The sequence below is a fragment of the Vibrio sp. 10N.247.311.47 genome (assembly GCF_041467535.1).
GTDB lineage: Bacteria > Pseudomonadota > Gammaproteobacteria > Enterobacterales > Vibrionaceae > Vibrio > Vibrio crassostreae_C.
On sequence record NZ_JBFSUR010000001.1, the window covers coordinates 129,623 to 145,839 of the forward strand.

Annotated in this window: 15 protein-coding genes; 9 read left to right on the forward strand and 6 right to left on the reverse strand. The window is 43.3% G+C overall.

Translation table 11 applies throughout. The features are described from left to right. Window positions 1–83 precede the first annotated feature (83 nt). Window positions 84–1,388: an MFS transporter gene (locus AB6E51_RS00545; RefSeq protein ID WP_372058605.1), complete on the reverse strand. Its 1,305-nt coding sequence runs from the start codon at window positions 1,386–1,388 to the stop codon at window positions 84–86. 348 nt (window positions 1,389–1,736) lie between these two features. Between AB6E51_RS00545 and AB6E51_RS00550 the strand changes: the two genes are divergently transcribed. Together AB6E51_RS00550 and AB6E51_RS00555 are read left to right on the forward strand one after the other, a co-directional pair. Beyond that, entirely contained in the window at window positions 1,737–3,278 is a 1,542-nt protein-coding gene (locus AB6E51_RS00550) for a sodium:solute symporter family transporter (RefSeq protein ID WP_017065256.1), read from the forward strand. A 26-nt stretch (window positions 3,279–3,304) separates the two neighbouring features. Then, window positions 3,305–4,675 (forward strand): L-serine ammonia-lyase, encoded by a 1,371-nt coding sequence (locus AB6E51_RS00555; protein ID WP_136979737.1) that lies wholly within the window; start codon window positions 3,305–3,307, stop codon window positions 4,673–4,675. A 99-nt stretch (window positions 4,676–4,774) separates the two neighbouring features. Here the strand turns inward: AB6E51_RS00555 and AB6E51_RS00560 are convergent, their stop codons facing one another. Further along, window positions 4,775–5,260, reverse strand: a complete 486-nt coding sequence (locus tag AB6E51_RS00560; protein WP_372058603.1) for an Lrp/AsnC family transcriptional regulator — start codon at window positions 5,258–5,260, stop codon at window positions 4,775–4,777. Window positions 5,261–5,382: 122 nt separating this feature from the next. Between AB6E51_RS00560 and AB6E51_RS00565 the strand changes: the two genes are divergently transcribed. After that, window positions 5,383–5,982 carry a LysE family translocator gene (locus AB6E51_RS00565; RefSeq protein WP_372058601.1) on the forward strand — a complete coding sequence of 200 codons (600 nt, stop codon included), beginning with the start codon at window positions 5,383–5,385 and terminating at the stop codon, window positions 5,980–5,982. Between the two features lie 136 nt (window positions 5,983–6,118). Here the strand turns inward: AB6E51_RS00565 and ahpF are convergent, their stop codons facing one another. Continuing rightward, window positions 6,119–7,711 carry an alkyl hydroperoxide reductase subunit F gene (gene ahpF, locus AB6E51_RS00570; protein WP_372058599.1) on the reverse strand — a complete coding sequence of 531 codons (1,593 nt, stop codon included), beginning with the start codon at window positions 7,709–7,711 and terminating at the stop codon, window positions 6,119–6,121. A gap of 198 nt (window positions 7,712–7,909) precedes the next feature. Beyond that, on the reverse strand, window positions 7,910–8,467 hold the full coding sequence (gene ahpC / locus AB6E51_RS00575) for an alkyl hydroperoxide reductase subunit C (protein ID WP_016798107.1): 558 nt from the start codon (window positions 8,465–8,467) through the stop codon (window positions 7,910–7,912). A gap of 488 nt (window positions 8,468–8,955) precedes the next feature. On the opposite strand from ahpC, the gene AB6E51_RS00580 reads away from it, so the two are divergent. From AB6E51_RS00580 to AB6E51_RS00605, 6 genes are all read left to right on the forward strand, one after another. Then, the gene (locus AB6E51_RS00580) at window positions 8,956–9,447 is read left to right on the forward strand and encodes a VOC family protein (RefSeq protein ID WP_017065261.1); all 492 of its coding nucleotides are present in this window, start codon (window positions 8,956–8,958) and stop codon (window positions 9,445–9,447) included. A gap of 278 nt (window positions 9,448–9,725) precedes the next feature. Beyond that, window positions 9,726–11,102, forward strand: coding sequence for a uracil-xanthine permease family protein (locus AB6E51_RS00585; protein ID WP_372058598.1), 1,377 nt, complete (start codon window positions 9,726–9,728; stop codon window positions 11,100–11,102). A 379-nt stretch (window positions 11,103–11,481) separates the two neighbouring features. After that, window positions 11,482–11,907, forward strand: coding sequence for a septal ring lytic transglycosylase RlpA family protein (locus tag AB6E51_RS00590; RefSeq protein ID WP_372058596.1), 426 nt, complete (start codon window positions 11,482–11,484; stop codon window positions 11,905–11,907). 478 nt (window positions 11,908–12,385) lie between these two features. After that, window positions 12,386–13,399 carry a manganese-dependent inorganic pyrophosphatase gene (locus AB6E51_RS00595; RefSeq protein ID WP_372058594.1) on the forward strand — a complete coding sequence of 338 codons (1,014 nt, stop codon included), beginning with the start codon at window positions 12,386–12,388 and terminating at the stop codon, window positions 13,397–13,399. Between the two features lie 359 nt (window positions 13,400–13,758). Beyond that, window positions 13,759–14,211 (forward strand): hypothetical protein, encoded by a 453-nt coding sequence (locus AB6E51_RS00600; protein WP_017089087.1) that lies wholly within the window; start codon window positions 13,759–13,761, stop codon window positions 14,209–14,211. 382 nt (window positions 14,212–14,593) lie between these two features. Next, complete coding sequence (locus AB6E51_RS00605; RefSeq protein WP_102420170.1) at window positions 14,594–14,797, forward strand: pyrophosphatase; 204 nt, start codon at window positions 14,594–14,596, stop codon at window positions 14,795–14,797. Window positions 14,798–15,127: 330 nt separating this feature from the next. On the opposite strand, the gene AB6E51_RS00610 is transcribed toward AB6E51_RS00605, so the two are convergent. Together AB6E51_RS00610 and AB6E51_RS00615 are read right to left on the reverse strand one after the other, a co-directional pair. Beyond that, window positions 15,128–15,451: a hypothetical protein gene (locus tag AB6E51_RS00610; RefSeq protein WP_017062729.1), complete on the reverse strand. Its 324-nt coding sequence runs from the start codon at window positions 15,449–15,451 to the stop codon at window positions 15,128–15,130. A 137-nt stretch (window positions 15,452–15,588) separates the two neighbouring features. Next, window positions 15,589–16,074 (reverse strand): hypothetical protein, encoded by a 486-nt coding sequence (locus tag AB6E51_RS00615; RefSeq protein ID WP_017062728.1) that lies wholly within the window; start codon window positions 16,072–16,074, stop codon window positions 15,589–15,591. Window positions 16,075–16,217: the final 143 nt, after the last annotated feature.

Genomic DNA, 16,217 nt, shown 5'->3' on the forward strand with positions numbered 1-16,217 from the left:
GACTCGATTTGATTTTGTTACCGGCTGACTTATCAGCCGGCTTTAAATTTTTCGTATTTAAACTTCAGCGTATGAGTTTCGAATTAAGCTTTTGCTGCTTCAGCTTTTTTGCTCTTATCGAAGACGCCACCTTCTAGAGTTTCAGGCAGTGTTAGCCATAGTAGGCCGGCGATAATCCATACGATTGGTGAGCCCCACATTGCTGTTTGTAGGTCGGTACGCTCTTGGATGAAGATAAGAACCATTGGTGCCCACATGCCGATAATACGACCGCCATGGAATAAAGCTGCACCATAGCTACGCAAGCGTGCTGGGAACAATTCAGAGAAGTAACCGCCCCATACTGCAGAAGCAGACAGGCCGAAGTTGTAGATAAGACCCAGAAGAGCCAGCATGTTTAGGCCGCCAATCATCATGTCGCCAGGTGCGACAAAGAAGATAGAAACCATGATACCTGCGAGGATGAAGCCGAACGCGTTGATCTTACGACCGTACTTATCTGCTGCCCATCCCCAGAACCAAGCACCGAAGAGTGAACCAAATGCTGAGATAGAGAAGATCAAACCGATGGTTGCACCATCAAACATACGAACATCTTTCAGGTAGGTAGTTACAAAGCCACCGAAGAATTGGAATCCGTAGAAGTTAAGACCAGAAAGAAGTAAACAAGTAATCGTAATTTTGCGGTAAGGCTTGCTTAACATCTCACCCCAAGAACCTTTTTTAGCTTCGGTTACTTCCCCAGCTGTATTGGTTGTTGTTTGTTGATCTTCTTCACCGTAGGCGATCACAGTTTTGTCGCTTGGTAATACAAAGATCATTAACGCTGCTGCTACAAGCGGTGGAATACCACCTACCCACATTAGGCTCTGCCAAGGTGCATCAACACTTGTAATGAAGGCTGCGTAAGCGCCCATTGCCACTAAAGCAACAGAGAACATTGAAGAAGCAAAAGCAGTCAACTTACCGCGAACCGTTGGTGTAAATAGGCCAATCATCAGGCTTACTGCTACCGTGAAGTAACCACCTAAAGATAGCCCAATGATGAAACGCATTGCAGCCCAAGTGGCGTAGTCGGTAAACATCATGTTGATGATGGTTGCACCACCGTTTAATGCCGTAATTGCTATTAGTGTGGACTTCTTGCCGAACTTGGTTGCGAACCATGCACAGCTCAGAGCACCAATCAGAGCACCAACCGACTGCCAAGTGTAGAACTGAGCGGTATCAGAAAGGCTAATACCAGCATATTCTTCCACAATGTATGGGCGTACGTAGTCAATAATTACAAAGTTATAACAATAAAAAAAGTAACCTACTAGAATTGCTAGATATGCGGCTACCCTTTGAATCATAGGAACTTCGCTCATGTGTTTTTTAATGGTCATGACCGATAAACCTTTATTTTATATAGGGTGGTTTTGGTTTTAATTATTGTGTGTTGATTGTTTAGCTTCATCACACCGTCTTCATTTCGGGAGAGATAATAGAATTTTTGTGGTTATTAGATCCGTGATCAAAGTCAATTTTAAAATGAGTGCGTACCCATTTTGTGCATTTTAGTGATCTTGATCTCATTTAACTGGGTTTTTGTGCTTTGTGGGGTGGTTTGAGTGTTTAATCGTCTATCTTAGTGATAATAGTCACACTTATTGTGGGTTTTTGAGGGAAAACATCCATTTTTGAGTACTATTGGCAGCGAATTAATTGCGACATACAATAAACGGAATCTAAAAATGGTTACGTACTCAAGTTTTGTGGTTATTGCTCTTTATGTGCTAACTACTTTGTTTATCAGCTACTTAGTTAATAGGCGCTATAGCGTCGGTGGCGACTTTTCGACTGGTGGAAAACAGTTTGGTTGGTTTACGGCAGGTGTGTCGATTCTTGCAACCTACATCAGCGCAATGACGTTCGTTGGCATGCCGGGCTGGGTTTATAGCTCAGGCATGGAAGCGATGAGCGTACATTTGAACTATCCAATAGTGATCTTTTTCACTGTGCTTTTCTTTGTTCCGGTGTTTTACAAGCTCGGCCTAACCTCGATTTACGAATACCTAGAGCACCGCTTTGGCGTTGTTGCTCGCACGATCAATTCCATCGTGTTCATTGTGGTTCAGTGTATTTCGGCAGGGGTTATTCTGTATGCGGTAGCCCTGATCTTAGTGCAAGTGCTGCCAGTGAGTATCTCTGAGGCGATCATCTACATCAGCGTATTTACTGCGTTGTATACCTATGCGGGTGGTATCTCGACTGTAATCTGGACTGACATGCTTCAGTCAGCAGTGTTGATTATCGGCAGCATTGCGATCTTTGTTTTATTGCTGATGAAAATCGATGCGGGCGAGATGTTGTCTCCTGAACATTTGAATATCATCAATCTCGATTTTGACTTAGGCGTCGATACCACATTGTGGGCCGGCGTAGTGGCTGTGAGCTTCTTGCACCTGAGTGTGTATGGCACTAACCAACTGATTATTCAAAGAACATTGGCGACTAAGTGTGTTAAAACAGCGCAAAAATCGATGTTGCTTTGTGGCTACGGCGCATTTTTTGTTTATCTGTTCTTTGCTGTGATGGGGGTGCTGTTAAGTGTCTTTTATCAAGACAGCAGTTTTGAAAACAGCAACGAAGTGATTCTCGATTTTGTGTTTAACCATACCAACCCAATCATTGTTGGTTTGGTGATCTCAGCACTTTCGGCTGCGGCAATGTCGACATTGGATTCCACCTATAACTCAATGGCGACGGTCGCAACGTTCGATTTCTATAAGCGCTTCTTCCGTAAGCAAGCCTCTGACGCGCACTATGAATCAGTGGCTAGAAAAATGAGCCTGGTTGCTGCAGCGTCGGTTGTTGTGCCTGCGTTACTGGCTGTTTCTAATGAATCAGTGCTTAAAACGATTGCGAGCTTAACCTCTATTTTTGTTGGTATTCGCCTTGGCTCTTTCATCTTGGGTTTGTTCTTCAAACAAGCAAACGAGAAAGGCGTAATTGCGGGCAGTATTGGCAGTGTGGCCGTCGTATTCATCGCCAAATACAGCGGAATAGCTTGGCCTTGGTTTGCCTTGATTGGCACTGTGGTTTTCTTAGTGTTAGGTGTTGTTGTGAGCCGCTTCTGGGGAGAGGTAACCGAGCAACAAAATGAATTTATAGAAAAGCAAAAGCATTTGTTTGCAAAGCCTACCGCGAGTCATTATGGCTTGTTGGTGTTCGCTGTTGTGACGATTGCTGCTTGTACTGTTATCCCTGATTGGCTTTATGCCGCTCTTTCTTAATTGACCGATTTTTTACTGGTATATCTATGTTATCGATCTTTGATATATACAAAATTGGTGTTGGGCCATCGAGCTCTCACACCAACGGCCCAATGATTGCGGGTTTCCATTTCACACAATTAATCGCTGATAAAATCGCAGAAGTGACGCGTATTCAGGTGGATTTATACGGTTCTTTGTCATTGACTGGCATAGGTCACCACACCGACAGAGCTACAATATTGGGGCTACTCGGCAATAAACCAGACACCATCAAAATCACCAGCGCAAACCAAGCAATGCGTCATGCCGTAGACAGTGGTGAGATGGATTTAGCGGGCACCAAGCACATTGCCTTCAACTACGAAACCGACATGTTGTTCCACAAAGACAATCTGCCTCTGCATGAAAATGGCATGATGATTACTGCGTTTGACCAGAGTGGCAACGTGATTGTCGATGAAACTTATTATTCGATTGGCGGCGGTTTTATCGCAACTGCTGATGAACTGCAAAATGGTACTCAAACCCAAGCGGTAGAAGTTCCTTTCCCGTTCAAAAACGCCGATGAAATGCTTCAACAAGCTGACAATAGTGGGATGAGCCTCGGTGGTATGATTCTAAAAAATGAAGCGGAGTTCGAAGGCGCTGACATTATTTCAGAGAAAGCGGATCAAATCTGGCGAGTGATGAGTCGTTGTATGGAGCGTGGCTTTGAAACCGAAGGCATTCTTGATGGTGGTTTGAACGTAACTCGTCGTGCGCCTAACCTACTGAAAAAGTTAGAAGCGAATGCGGCGGTTGAAAACGACCCAATGGAAATCATGGATTGGATTAACTTGTTTGCGTTTGCGGTTAGCGAAGAAAATGCGGCTGGTGGCCAAGTGGTAACATCACCAACCAATGGTGCGGCGGGCGTTATTCCTGCTGTGTTGATGTACTACCATCGCTTCATTAAAGAGTTGGATACTAAGCAGTTAAAAGATTTCTTAGCGGTATCGGGCGCGATTGGTATTCTGTACAAAACTAACGCTTCGATCTCTGGTGCGGAAGTGGGATGCCAAGGTGAGGTAGGCGTATCATCCTCTATGGCGGCTGCGGGATTAACGGCACTACGCGGTGGCAGCAATGAGCAGATCTGTATTGCGGCGGAAATCGCGATGGAACACTCATTGGGTATGACTTGTGACCCAATTGGCGGCTTGGTTCAAGTGCCGTGTATCGAGCGAAATGCGATGGGTGCGATGAAGGCAATTAATGCATCTCGCATGGCATTGAAGCGAAACTGCAAGTCTTTGATCTCACTCGATAAGGTCATCGCAACCATGTACCAAACCGGTAAAGACATGAACAAGAAATATCGTGAAACATCACTCGGTGGTTTAGCCTTGATCCATTTAGCTCATCCTTGTGAATAGCTAAGCCAGTTAACCCAGTAAATAATAACGTTAAGCCCAGAGCCTTAGACTTTAGAAATCTATCGCGGCTGGGCTTTTTGTTTTATGTGTTTTAGGGAGCTAATCTGAAAGCGGTAATCGATAGCTGTTTTTCAACTCTTTTACTGAGATGTTCGACTGAATCGCACTCACGCCTTTGACTCGTCTGATCGAGCTAATACGCTCAAAGTACTCTTCCAAATCTTTGGCCAACACTTGCACCATGTAATCGGCGGCGCCTGCAATGCAGTGACACATAGGAATCCAATCGGTTACCGCGACAAATTCTTCGAATGGTTCTGTGTTTTCAACTTCATGGTTACCCAAGGTCACAAGAGTAAAACCAGCCACATGAAAGCCTAATTTCTTACGATTCAGCTTAGCGGCGTAACCATCGATATAGCCAGTTTCTTCCATGCGTTTCCAACGACGCCAGCATGGGGTTTCGCTGAGGTTGACCTTCTCTGCGAGCTTGCTGTTGCTCATGCGTCCGTCTTGCTGGATATGCTCTAAGATGGCGATATCTGTGTCATCCAATACTTCTTTGGTGGATTCTTTCTGCTTCATGGCTATTTTGGAAAATTCTTGCTCAAATTTGGATTAATATTAGCCTATATAGCAATTTAATTCCTAGTCGAATCTGTAAACTCTCTCCCTATAAATACTTTACTTATTAGGAGTGAGAGGAAATGAGCTCTCAATTAATGCTGGCGTTCTTGCTATTTTCAACATCAATTGCAATTACCCCTGGGGCAGGCAATATCGCATTACTTGGGATTTCAAGTCGTTATGGATTTGCTGCGACTTTACCTTTTATCTCTGGGAACGCTGTTGGCATCATCATCGTACTGGCGGGTTCTAGTGTCGGTTTGGTGAGCCTATTTACCCTTTACCCAGAGCTATACAGCATTTTGAAATACGCGGGTGCGGCTTATTTGCTGTTCATGGCGTGGTCGATTGTGAATATGCAAATCGAAGAAAGCACCACCGACAATCGTTCAGGCTTTGTGTCGGGTGTGTTGGTGCAGGTGTTAAATCCTAAAGGTTGGATAGCGTCATTAACCGTGTTTTCGCAGTTCATCACTCCGAATGCAGATTACTTGATTCAAGTCGTGACCATTATCGCGGGTATGGTGATTACCGGTGTACCGTGCATGTTGGTGTGGGCGTATTGCGGCACCATGCTTAAAAAGCTACTGCAATCACCAAAACAGATGATGTTTGTGAACCGTTGCTTGGGCGGAAGCTTAGCGATGGTGGTTGCCTTTATGCTTTATCAACCGGCGTAAATCACAAAGAAAAAAACCACTCCTAAATCCATAGGAGTGGCGTCTAAATGTCGACTAAGTCGTTAACAGTAAAGAATTAAGTTAACAAATATTTAAGGAGCTTGAGTTAAAAGCTTTAAGCTTTTCAGTGTAAAGGTTAAGCGGTTTCAGCCTCTTTAACTGGAGCTGAGTTACGGATTAGGTGGTCAAATGCACCTAAGCTTGCTTTCGCACCTTCACCCATCGCAATGATGATCTGTTTGTAAGGTACGGTTGTTACGTCACCCGCTGCGAACACACCTTTCATTGATGTTGCGCCATGAGCGTTAATTTCAATTTCACCGCGTGGTGAGAGCTCAACTTTCGAACCCTTCAACCATTCGCTGTTTGGCATCAGGCCGATTTGAACAAAGATACCTGCGAGTTCAATCTGTTTAAGTTCATCGGTGTTGCGGTCTTTGTATTCCAGACCGGTTACACGGTTGCCATCACCAATCACTTGCGTTGTTTGTGCCATCTTGATGATTTCGATGTTTGGTGTTGCGTTCGCTTTGTCGATAAGCACTTGGTCGGCACGCAATGTGTCTGCAAATTCAAGTACGGTTACGTGTTCCACAATGCCTGCTAGGTCAATAGCGGCTTCAATACCTGAGTTACCACCGCCGATAACGGCTGTTTTCTTGCCTTTGAACAGTGGGCCGTCACAGTGTGGGCAGTAAGCCACGCCTTTGTTGCGGTATTCTTGTTCACCCGGAACGTTCATTTCACGCCAGCGTGCACCTGTACTGGTGATAACAGAGCGAGCTCGTAGTGTTGCGCCACTCTCTAATTCAACATGGATGTAGCCGTCTTTTGTGTCTTCTGCAGCAATGATGTTTGCAGCGCGCTGCTCAGTCATTACTTCAACACCGTACTCTTTTACGTGCTCTTCTAAGCTAGCCACTAGCTTAGGACCTGTTGTTGCTTTCACTGAGATAAAGTTCTCAATTGCCATGGTATCCATTACCTGACCACCAAATCGGTCAGCAACCACACCTGTACGAATGCCTTTACGTGCTGCATAAATTGCTGCTGAAGAACCTGCAGGGCCACCACCCACAACTAACACGTCAAATGGTGCTTGTTGATTTAGGTTTGCTGCTTTCTTTTCCGCTGCACCTGAGTCTACTTTATTAAGGATCTCAGCCAGTGACATACGGCCTTGACCGAATAGTTCACCATTAATGAACACGCTTGGTACTGCCATGATATCGCGAGATTTCACTTCCTCTTGGAATGCTGCGCCATCAATCATGGTAGTCTTAATCAACGGGTTAATCGCTGACATCATGTTGAATGCCTGAACCACTTCTGGACAGTTCTGGCACGATAGTGAGATGAAAATTTCTACATTCAGCTCTTGATCTAATTCTTTAATTTGCTCGATTACGTCAGCTTCAAGCTTGATTGGGTGACCGCCACTGTGAAGCAGTGCCAGTACAAGAGACGTGAACTCGTGACCCATTGGTAAACCGGCGAAACCGATCGCTGTGCCTTTCTCTTGGTTCACTACCTGCATGATAGGGCTGCGCGTGCTTGCGCTATCATCGCGTGTTACTTCAATTTTGTCCGTTAAAGACGCGATGTCGTTTGCTAGGTTTTGGAGTTTGTCTGCGGTATCGCTGTCATCTAGGCTCAGCACTAACTGAACATTGGTTTTTAGGTTTTCTAGGTATGCTTTTAGCTGCTGCTTCATTGCTTGATCTAACATAATCGTGCCTGCTCTTAAATTCTGTGTCTTGGTATTGACCAATACCTTCTTGCTGAAAAAGGAAAATAAAAAGGGGGCGCAAGTCGGCAAATATTGTGGTTTTGATGGTTTGAAAGGGTGGCGCGCAACTGCCCTTTAGGAGGGAGGCCGAAGCGCGCCTGTAGAACCGTTTAACTATTCTTGTTAGCTAGGCTTAGATTAAATCTTGCCTACTAGGTCTAGAGATGGAGCTAGAGTCTCTTCGCCTTCTTTCCATTTAGCTGGGCAAACTTCACCTGGGTTAGCGGCTACGTATTGTGCTGCTTTAACCTTGCGTAGTAGGTCTTCTGCGTCACGGCCGATGCCTTCAGCTGTGATTTCCATTGCTTGGATAACGCCTTCAGGGTCGATTAGGAACGTTGCACGGTCTGCAAGGCCTTGACCTTCACGCATAACGTTGAAGTTATTTGTGATGTTGCCAGTTTGGTCGCCTACCATGAAGTATTCGATAGTGCCGATTTTGTCAGAAGTATCGTGCCATGCTTTGTGAGAGAAGTGAGTGTCAGTTGATACTGAGTAAACTTCTACGCCGCGAGATTGAAGCTCTGCGTATTTGTCTTGTAGGTCAACTAGCTCAGTTGGACATACAAACGTGAAGTCTGCTGGGTAGAAGAAGAATACAGCCCACTTGCCTTTAACGTCTTGCTCAGTGATTTCTACGAATTCGCCGTTTTTGAATGCTGTTGCGTTGAATGGTTTGATTTCTGTGTTGATCATGATTTGACTCTCTTTCTAATTTATAGTGTTTAACGCTATCCCGCGTCGATGTAGATATATTGCATTGCCACCGAAAATTAGTGAAATCGGACATTTCTATAGATTCAATAGGCGAATCCTATCTTCGAAAGGAAAAGGCTATCGGTAAAAGCTATCAACAAAAACAATTAACAAAAGCCATCAAACATCAACAACTCCCAATTTAAGTAGCTATGCTCTTTAGGTTGTTCTCTACATTGGGCTTATCTCTATTGGTGTGTGTATCTATGTATCTATGTATCTATGTGTCTATGTAGGTAGGGTTCGGTATGGTTTCTTTGCGTGAGTTGAGTTGTTATATCAAACTGTAAATAACAAAAAATTATCATTAATATAAATTATGATAATTTAAGTTAATTAACGCATGTACCTATACTCTCTCCATCGAAACGAAACACCGAAGCTAGACTTCGAAAAGCACAGAATTTAAAACGAATTTGGAGCAAGTTATGAAAATGAATCACGTAGGCATCATGGTGGGTGACATGGACCAAGCAGTCGAGTTTTACACGAAAGCTCTGGGTCTAAGAATCGTAATGAACAACACCAAAGTAATGGAAGAGCGCGAATCAGCAATCGGCCGTATGTGTATCGCAGTATTTGGTGAAGGCTTCAAAGGCTTCAACATTGCACACCTAGTAACATCTGATGGTATCGGTGTTGAGCTGTTCGAAATGAAAGAGCGCCAAGAGCGTCACGAAGTTGATTTCTCACGTCTAGGTATCTTCCACTTCTGTCTACAGCTTCCAAAAGAGCAGTTTCATTCAGCGATTAAACGTGTTGAAGAGTTTGGCGGTAAGGTCCGTATGGACATCATGCGTTACCACCCAGAAGACGAACTAAAACAAGCACAAATGGTTTATCTAGAAGACCCGTTTGGCAACCTATTCGAATTTTACTCGCACACATACGAAGACACCTACGCGACTGATTACGAGTAATAGCGTTACTGCCTTCCATAGGTAGAAAAACCGAAACACCCCCTAAAGAGGATTGGTAGCGATACCAATCCTTTTTTGTGTCTGTAGGGCTAAATTTGGGAACATCGGATAAACTATCGGTTGCACTAAAACAAGCCGACATTGTTGCTCTATAGTGCACGTTGGACTGATTGAAAACTTAACTGATTGATAAGTATGATGTTAAACCATTGGCATATATGTTGCTCTATTGCCTTTATGTAAATTGTATACAATAAAAAATACATAAAGGAAGTCACATGGAACAGAACAGTGAATTGATCTACGGATTAGACGATCGACCATCAGTTAAAGCAGCCAGTTACGCGGCGCTGCAGCATGTATTAGCCAGCTTTGTTGGCATTATCACACCAACGCTCATTATTGGCGGTGTTTTAGGGTTGGGTGAACACATCCCTTATTTGATCAGCATGGCACTGATGGTGTCTGGGGTTGGAACTTTTATACAAGCTAGAAAAATAGGGCCAGTTGGCGCAGGGATGATCTGTGTCCAAGGGACCAGCTTTGCGTTCTTGGGATCTGTATTAGGTGCGGGCTTCCTTGTTAAAGCGAATGGCGGTGGGCCGGATGAAATGCTCGCCACCATTTTTGGCGTTTGTTTCTTCGGTGCGTTTGTAGAAATTGTCCTATCGCGTTTTATCGAAAAGTTGAAAGTGGTGATCACCCCAGTTGTAACCGGAATCGTTATCACCACAATTGGCATCTCTTTGATTAAAGTTGGCGTCACAGATATTGCTGGTGGCGTTGGTGCCGAAGATTTTGGCTCTGGAAGCAATCTGATGTTGGGTGCCATCGTCCTCGGAACCATAGTCGTGCTTAACCTGAGTAACAATAATATGGTTAGGCTGTCGTCGATTTTAGTTGGGTTGGTAGTTGGCTGGGGCGTTGCCATTTTGATGGGTAAAGCGTCTATGGTTTCTTTTGCTTCTCAACCGCTATTGAGTATTCCTGTCCCATTTAAATATGGCTTCGCTTTTGATTGGCAAGCCTTCCTGCCTATCGCTTTTATTTACTTGATTACCGTTATTGAAACCACGGGTGACCTTACCGCCAACAGCATGTTCTCAGGGCAGCCGGTTAAAGGGCCTAAATACCTCAATCGACTCAAGGCTGGCGTGCTGGGTGACGGCGTGAACTCACTTATCGCCGCGGTATTCAATACTTTTCCGAACACGACTTTCAGCCAGAACAACGGTGTGATCCATTTTACGGGGATCGCGAGTCGCTACATCGGCTATTTTATTGCCGCGATTCTTTTTCTGTTAGGGCTATTTCCCATCTTAGGTGCGGTATTAATGACGATTCCAAAGCCAGTCTTGGGCGGGGCGACATTAGTGATGTTCGGCACGGTTGCTGCTGCGGGCATCAAAATCATCGCTAATGAGAAACTGGATCGCCGCAGAATCATGACGATAGCCATCTCACTAGGCTTAGGGCTTGGGGTGATGCTAGTGCCGGATTTATTGAAAGAAGCGCCCAAGCTAGTGCAAAGCATATTTGGCTCACCAGTCACGATGTCGGGTGTTGCTGCTCTTGTTATTACCGGGTTGATGTCTTTGGTGCCTGAAACTAAAGCTAAGCCTGTGGCAAGTTCGGTACAAACCAGTAAAGCGTAACTTATACAGCCGAGAAGAAGCGTAGGTGACTGATTACGGACAATTGCGTTATCTACCTACCATAGGCAGAAAAACGAAACATCCCATAGAGAGGATTGGTAGAGATACCAATCCTTTTTTGTATTTGGATGTTTGGCTGAGTGACTTATCTACATGAAGTGATTAAGAAATATACAGATTTAAGACGTTGTTAAAGTTGACGTTTTGAAGATAAAACCTTTCATGAATATGACTGAAGCGAGCGTGCTTCATGAAAACATTGCGCAATCACACTAGTGATAGCCTTCGCTGAGAACTCATAATACTCAGTTCAATACTGCTGAACCGCACTACAATGAAAATAGATAAACATTACATGAAGAAGATCTACTGAAATAGCATGAAAAAACTAAACCTTATCTTTGCCGCTTTTCTTATTACTTTGCTTGCCGGATGCACCTCAACGTCGGCTGTCGGCAGTTCTAAAACAAAGGAATATGCCAAGTCACATGCTCTTGCTGGTAAAGCTTCTTGGTATGGCGATAAATTCCATGGAAGGCTCACAGCAAGTGGTGAGACGTATAATATGAATGCGACTACTGCGGCTCATAAAACCTTGCCATTCGGGACTATCGTGAGAGTGACCAATACAGACAATAACAAGTCTGTTGATGTGAAAATTAATGATCGAGGCCCTTATGTAAAAGGCCGAGTGATCGACCTGTCGCACAAGGCATTTGCAAAAATCGGCAACGTTAAACAAGGCACCGTGCCTGTTAAAATCGAGATTGTTGATGATAGTAATACCTTTCGATACAAACACTAGAATCCCCTCCTAACCTCCCCTTGGTTTACATCTCCGATCCCTTACCAGTAGTGGGAAAGGGGAGGAACAGAACCTCGATATCGGTGAATCAATAGCTCATTTATGCTTACTCAATAAGGCTGCTTTGTAGCCTTATTTGTGCCTTTCGATAATCCATTTTTAATAAGATTATCTTATTTCTAATATGTGGGTTGATGATGTTATGAGGTAAATAAATCAGTATCTTAGCTTTCTTATCATTAGGGTTCATTGAAATTCATTGTGAAATAATGAAAAGCTGAACTAATCCAAAATTGGTTGTGGCGGGCGTGTAATAGAAAGGGGGAGGTACAATTGATGGGAGAAGAAGACTCTCAAAGAGAGGGAAATTACATTTCGTTACTCACTGAAGTAAATCTGAAATATTAGTGACACGGTTCTGAAATTTTTGGTGTTTAGCTTATGGGCTTCTATATCGCATTCAAATAAGGAAATACCCGTGAAGCTAACCCCTGTCGTTGCAGCCCTAATTATGTCTTTTAGCTCAGCAAGCTATGCTTTCAGTCTTCAACAATCTGCCAATGAAAACAGTGAAGATCTCGTATGGACAGGGCACCTAAGCCCAGACAGCGACACGGTAATGTCTGCGATGCTCGCGGCTCATATCTATGGCGGTACAGCGACAGTACCAGAGCCTATCAATCCAGAATCCACCTTCATCTTGAACTACTGTAATGCTGAATCACCACGCGTAGAGACAGATTACTCTTCATACCGAGTGGGGCTGGTGGACTTCAATCAAGTCACTCAACTAGCACCAACTATCGACCAAGCATCGATTGTTGCTGTGGTTGATCATCACGCAATTGGTGGCTCACCGATTAACACCCCACAAATTGTCGAAATGGATATTCGAGGTTGGGGATCGGCTGCAACTATTCTGGCTGACAACGCTGAAAAGCTGGATGTGACACTACCTAAGCACCTTGCTTGTGTAGGCTTAGGCGCGATCCTTTCTGACACTGTGGTATTCCAATCATCAACCACGACTGAGCATGATCGTGAATATGCTGAAAAACTGGCAAAAGTTGCAGGTATTTCAGATATCGAAGATTTCGGCCAACAGATGCTGATTGCTAAGTCAGATCTTAGCCACCTTTCATCTGAAACCATTCTGACGCTGGATTACAAAAACTTTAAGTACGGTGGCAAACAGGTGGGTATCGGTGTTGCTGAAACACTAATGGCTCAACAACTGATTGACCGTAAAGACGATCTTCTAGCAGCAATGAAGACTTACAAAAAAGAGAACGGGCTAGACCATCTGTTCTTTTCAATCACAGATACCAAGAACAAAGAAGCGAACTTATTGTGGGTGGATGAAAGCGACTATCAAGTCATCAAATCGGCTTTCAACGCTGAACCAACAAGTGACATGCTGACTTTGGAAGGTGTCACTTCGCGTAAGCGTCAGATTGGCCCTGCGGTTCAAAAGGCAATTGAGAGTTTGTAGAGAGTAAGAGCCGTTACTTTATAAATAAGTAGTGAAGGGATTGGTAGAGATACCAATCCCTTTTTGTTTTTGGGTGTGCTGAATTAGATTTGGATAAAATTGAGTTACGTTTTTTCTAATTTGACAAAGTTTATGGATAACCCGGATCTAACATAGCCCTTTATGACACGAACCCCCAAGGACATTCACGACCAAGCACGTGAAGAGTTGGAGTTGGACTTAGAGTGGTCTTAAACAAGTAACCAATGCTAGTCGCGGATTTCCATTATCGGTAAGTTAGTATTCATAGTTTGAACTAATAATACAGTGTTTTATTGTTTATATTAAATCCCAGACAGAATGACTAACAGGACAATGAAATGACCTCAATCAAAACCATTGGTTTAACAGCTATCGCACTTGCACTTATGACAATTACTGGCTGTACCAGCTTAAAGGTAAAGGCTGCGAACGCCTTCGTGTCTGACCCAATTATCACACACGCAGACCACGACCAACTTACCGAAGCCAGTTCGAAAATCGATGGTATCCGTTATACATCAATGACGACGACGATCATCACGACCAAAGCAGCAAAGCGCACAAATGGAGTTGCTCGCGTAGACATCGAGGCTGATGGAATCGAAGAGGTGCAATCAAAATGGCATGGTGAAGAACACGTTTGTCAGATGTACCACGATCGTATGAACAATCCAGAAACTGAGGGCCTGTCAGACATCGTTGGTAATGGATTGGCGCTGAACTACCAGATCGCAATTCGTGGTGTTGATGGTCAGTCCTATACTTGTTCTGGGCATGTAGATCCACAATAACAAAAAATAACACTGCGCTTTACTGGGTCTATTTCAAAAGTTGGAAACGAATTTTTTTTATCGCTGTTTGGTGAGTAATGTGCCTGTTTTTCACATTAGCTAGTTGTATTACTCGTGCCATACCTAATGAAACGTTTAAGGCACTTTCGAGATAGGAAGTGCCAAAGGTAAAAATTCATCCTACGAAGCTTCTGGACATAAATGAGTTTCGAAGAACCAAGTATTAGCAAATCACGAATTAGCATAAGTATGAAAAGTCACTAAGCTCACTGTCCAGTATTGTTTTTACACAAATCTGACATTGATGAATGCCATAAGCTATCGATATAAACATCAATATATTGTATTATTATATCCGTATTTATACTTATTAGGATTTTCTATGTTGATTCACGAATTTTCGAATAAGGACGTTACCGCTGAGCATGTAATTTTAGCTCAAGCAATACTAGCAGGGACTGCTCAAGGTGATAAAAGTAAAGCACAGCGCTTTATGATTTTTGTAAATGAGATTCCCGATGCGCCGACTGTGCAAAACCTGATTCCACGCTTTAGTCAATTTATGAAGCTCTTTAAAGCCAGCTGACATTCAAAATACGTTACACAGGGATGTGTAATTAAGATCACCAACTCCCCCCTAACCACTACCTACTTTTAAACTCTATCTGACCCTATGCTCGCTCTATATCTAGCCATTGTTGTCGGAGGACAATAGAGTTTGATCAATTTTAAAAACGTTTCTGGACATTTTCAATTTAAGGGTTGTGATCGAGACTGCCAACTTCGGATAACTTGAGTTTGGGAAAGTGAAGCAGGCGGATTCAGAGCATTGGCTGCTTATGCAGCCAAAAGATACTGCTGCTATTATGCACGAAGAAAGGGAGGCTCAAATGTGTTATAGCGACCCAACTTTAAACTAAATACTACTCGAAGTTATTCCTTTGAAAGACTTAAACTGACAGTCTCCAGCCGTTTCGTATTCCAAACCTAAGCGATCTTTAGGCTCTCTTTTTATGGTCACTCCTACCATCTCAGAAGCTTTACTTGGGCATTTACCTTTTGATTCTTTGTAAAGGTTTGCAGCGTTTTCTAGAGCTGTGACATCTGTAATTTCTATCTGCACTGCGACTTTTTCGCGCTGTTCTTCACGCTGCGCCTTTTTTACCGAATCATAAATAAAGGGGCTAGCGACAACACAAGCTCCAATCACCAATGAACCAACTATGATTGATTTATTCATTATTATTTTCCCAAATTCAAATCTAATATTGCGCTATAACGTTCGCTTAAGTGGCGAATGAATATGTGCCAAAATTTTAGCGAAGCGAAAATGGTACACATTTGTGAGTCTGTCTTGAAGTAATTGTTGTCATCATGCTAAAAAGAGCGTGAAAAGTTATTAATATCTTCCAAAAGACGATCTGCTAAATCCTGAGGTATAGTCTGAGTTACTCTAAGCGATTGAGCAATTTCACTCATTGTCTGCTCTATTTTTTTTAACTCCTGCACACTGAATCCTCTGCGTCTTAAGCGCCAGTTTATTAACCCAATATCTTTGAACAAATTCAGGTCATGATTACCTACAAAATTGTCACTGATACACGCAAGATGAAATTTGGTTAATAGGTCTTCTACTTCAATTGCTGATTGGATCACTATGCTTTGAGATTGCTGACGCCTCCAATTTACCATCGCTTGATATGCAATGATCAGTACACCTAAAGAACCAAACCCACTAAAAACCGTACTCAATTGGACTAAAAAGTTCCAGTTATCAAGTTCAGGGGAATTTGTTGCTTGCCCAGCATAAAAGCTAAGTATAAAAACGATCATAATAATGTAAATTGATTTATCAGCTTTCATCTTTCCTCAGGTAGTCATAGCCGCATTAAGGTGAGCAACGCTATCACCAAACCTAACTCATTGCACTATAAACACAAAACCCAACGATGACACCAAAAGTGATAAGCGTTGGGAATCACTCTGTGTGCTAGTTTCAGATAATT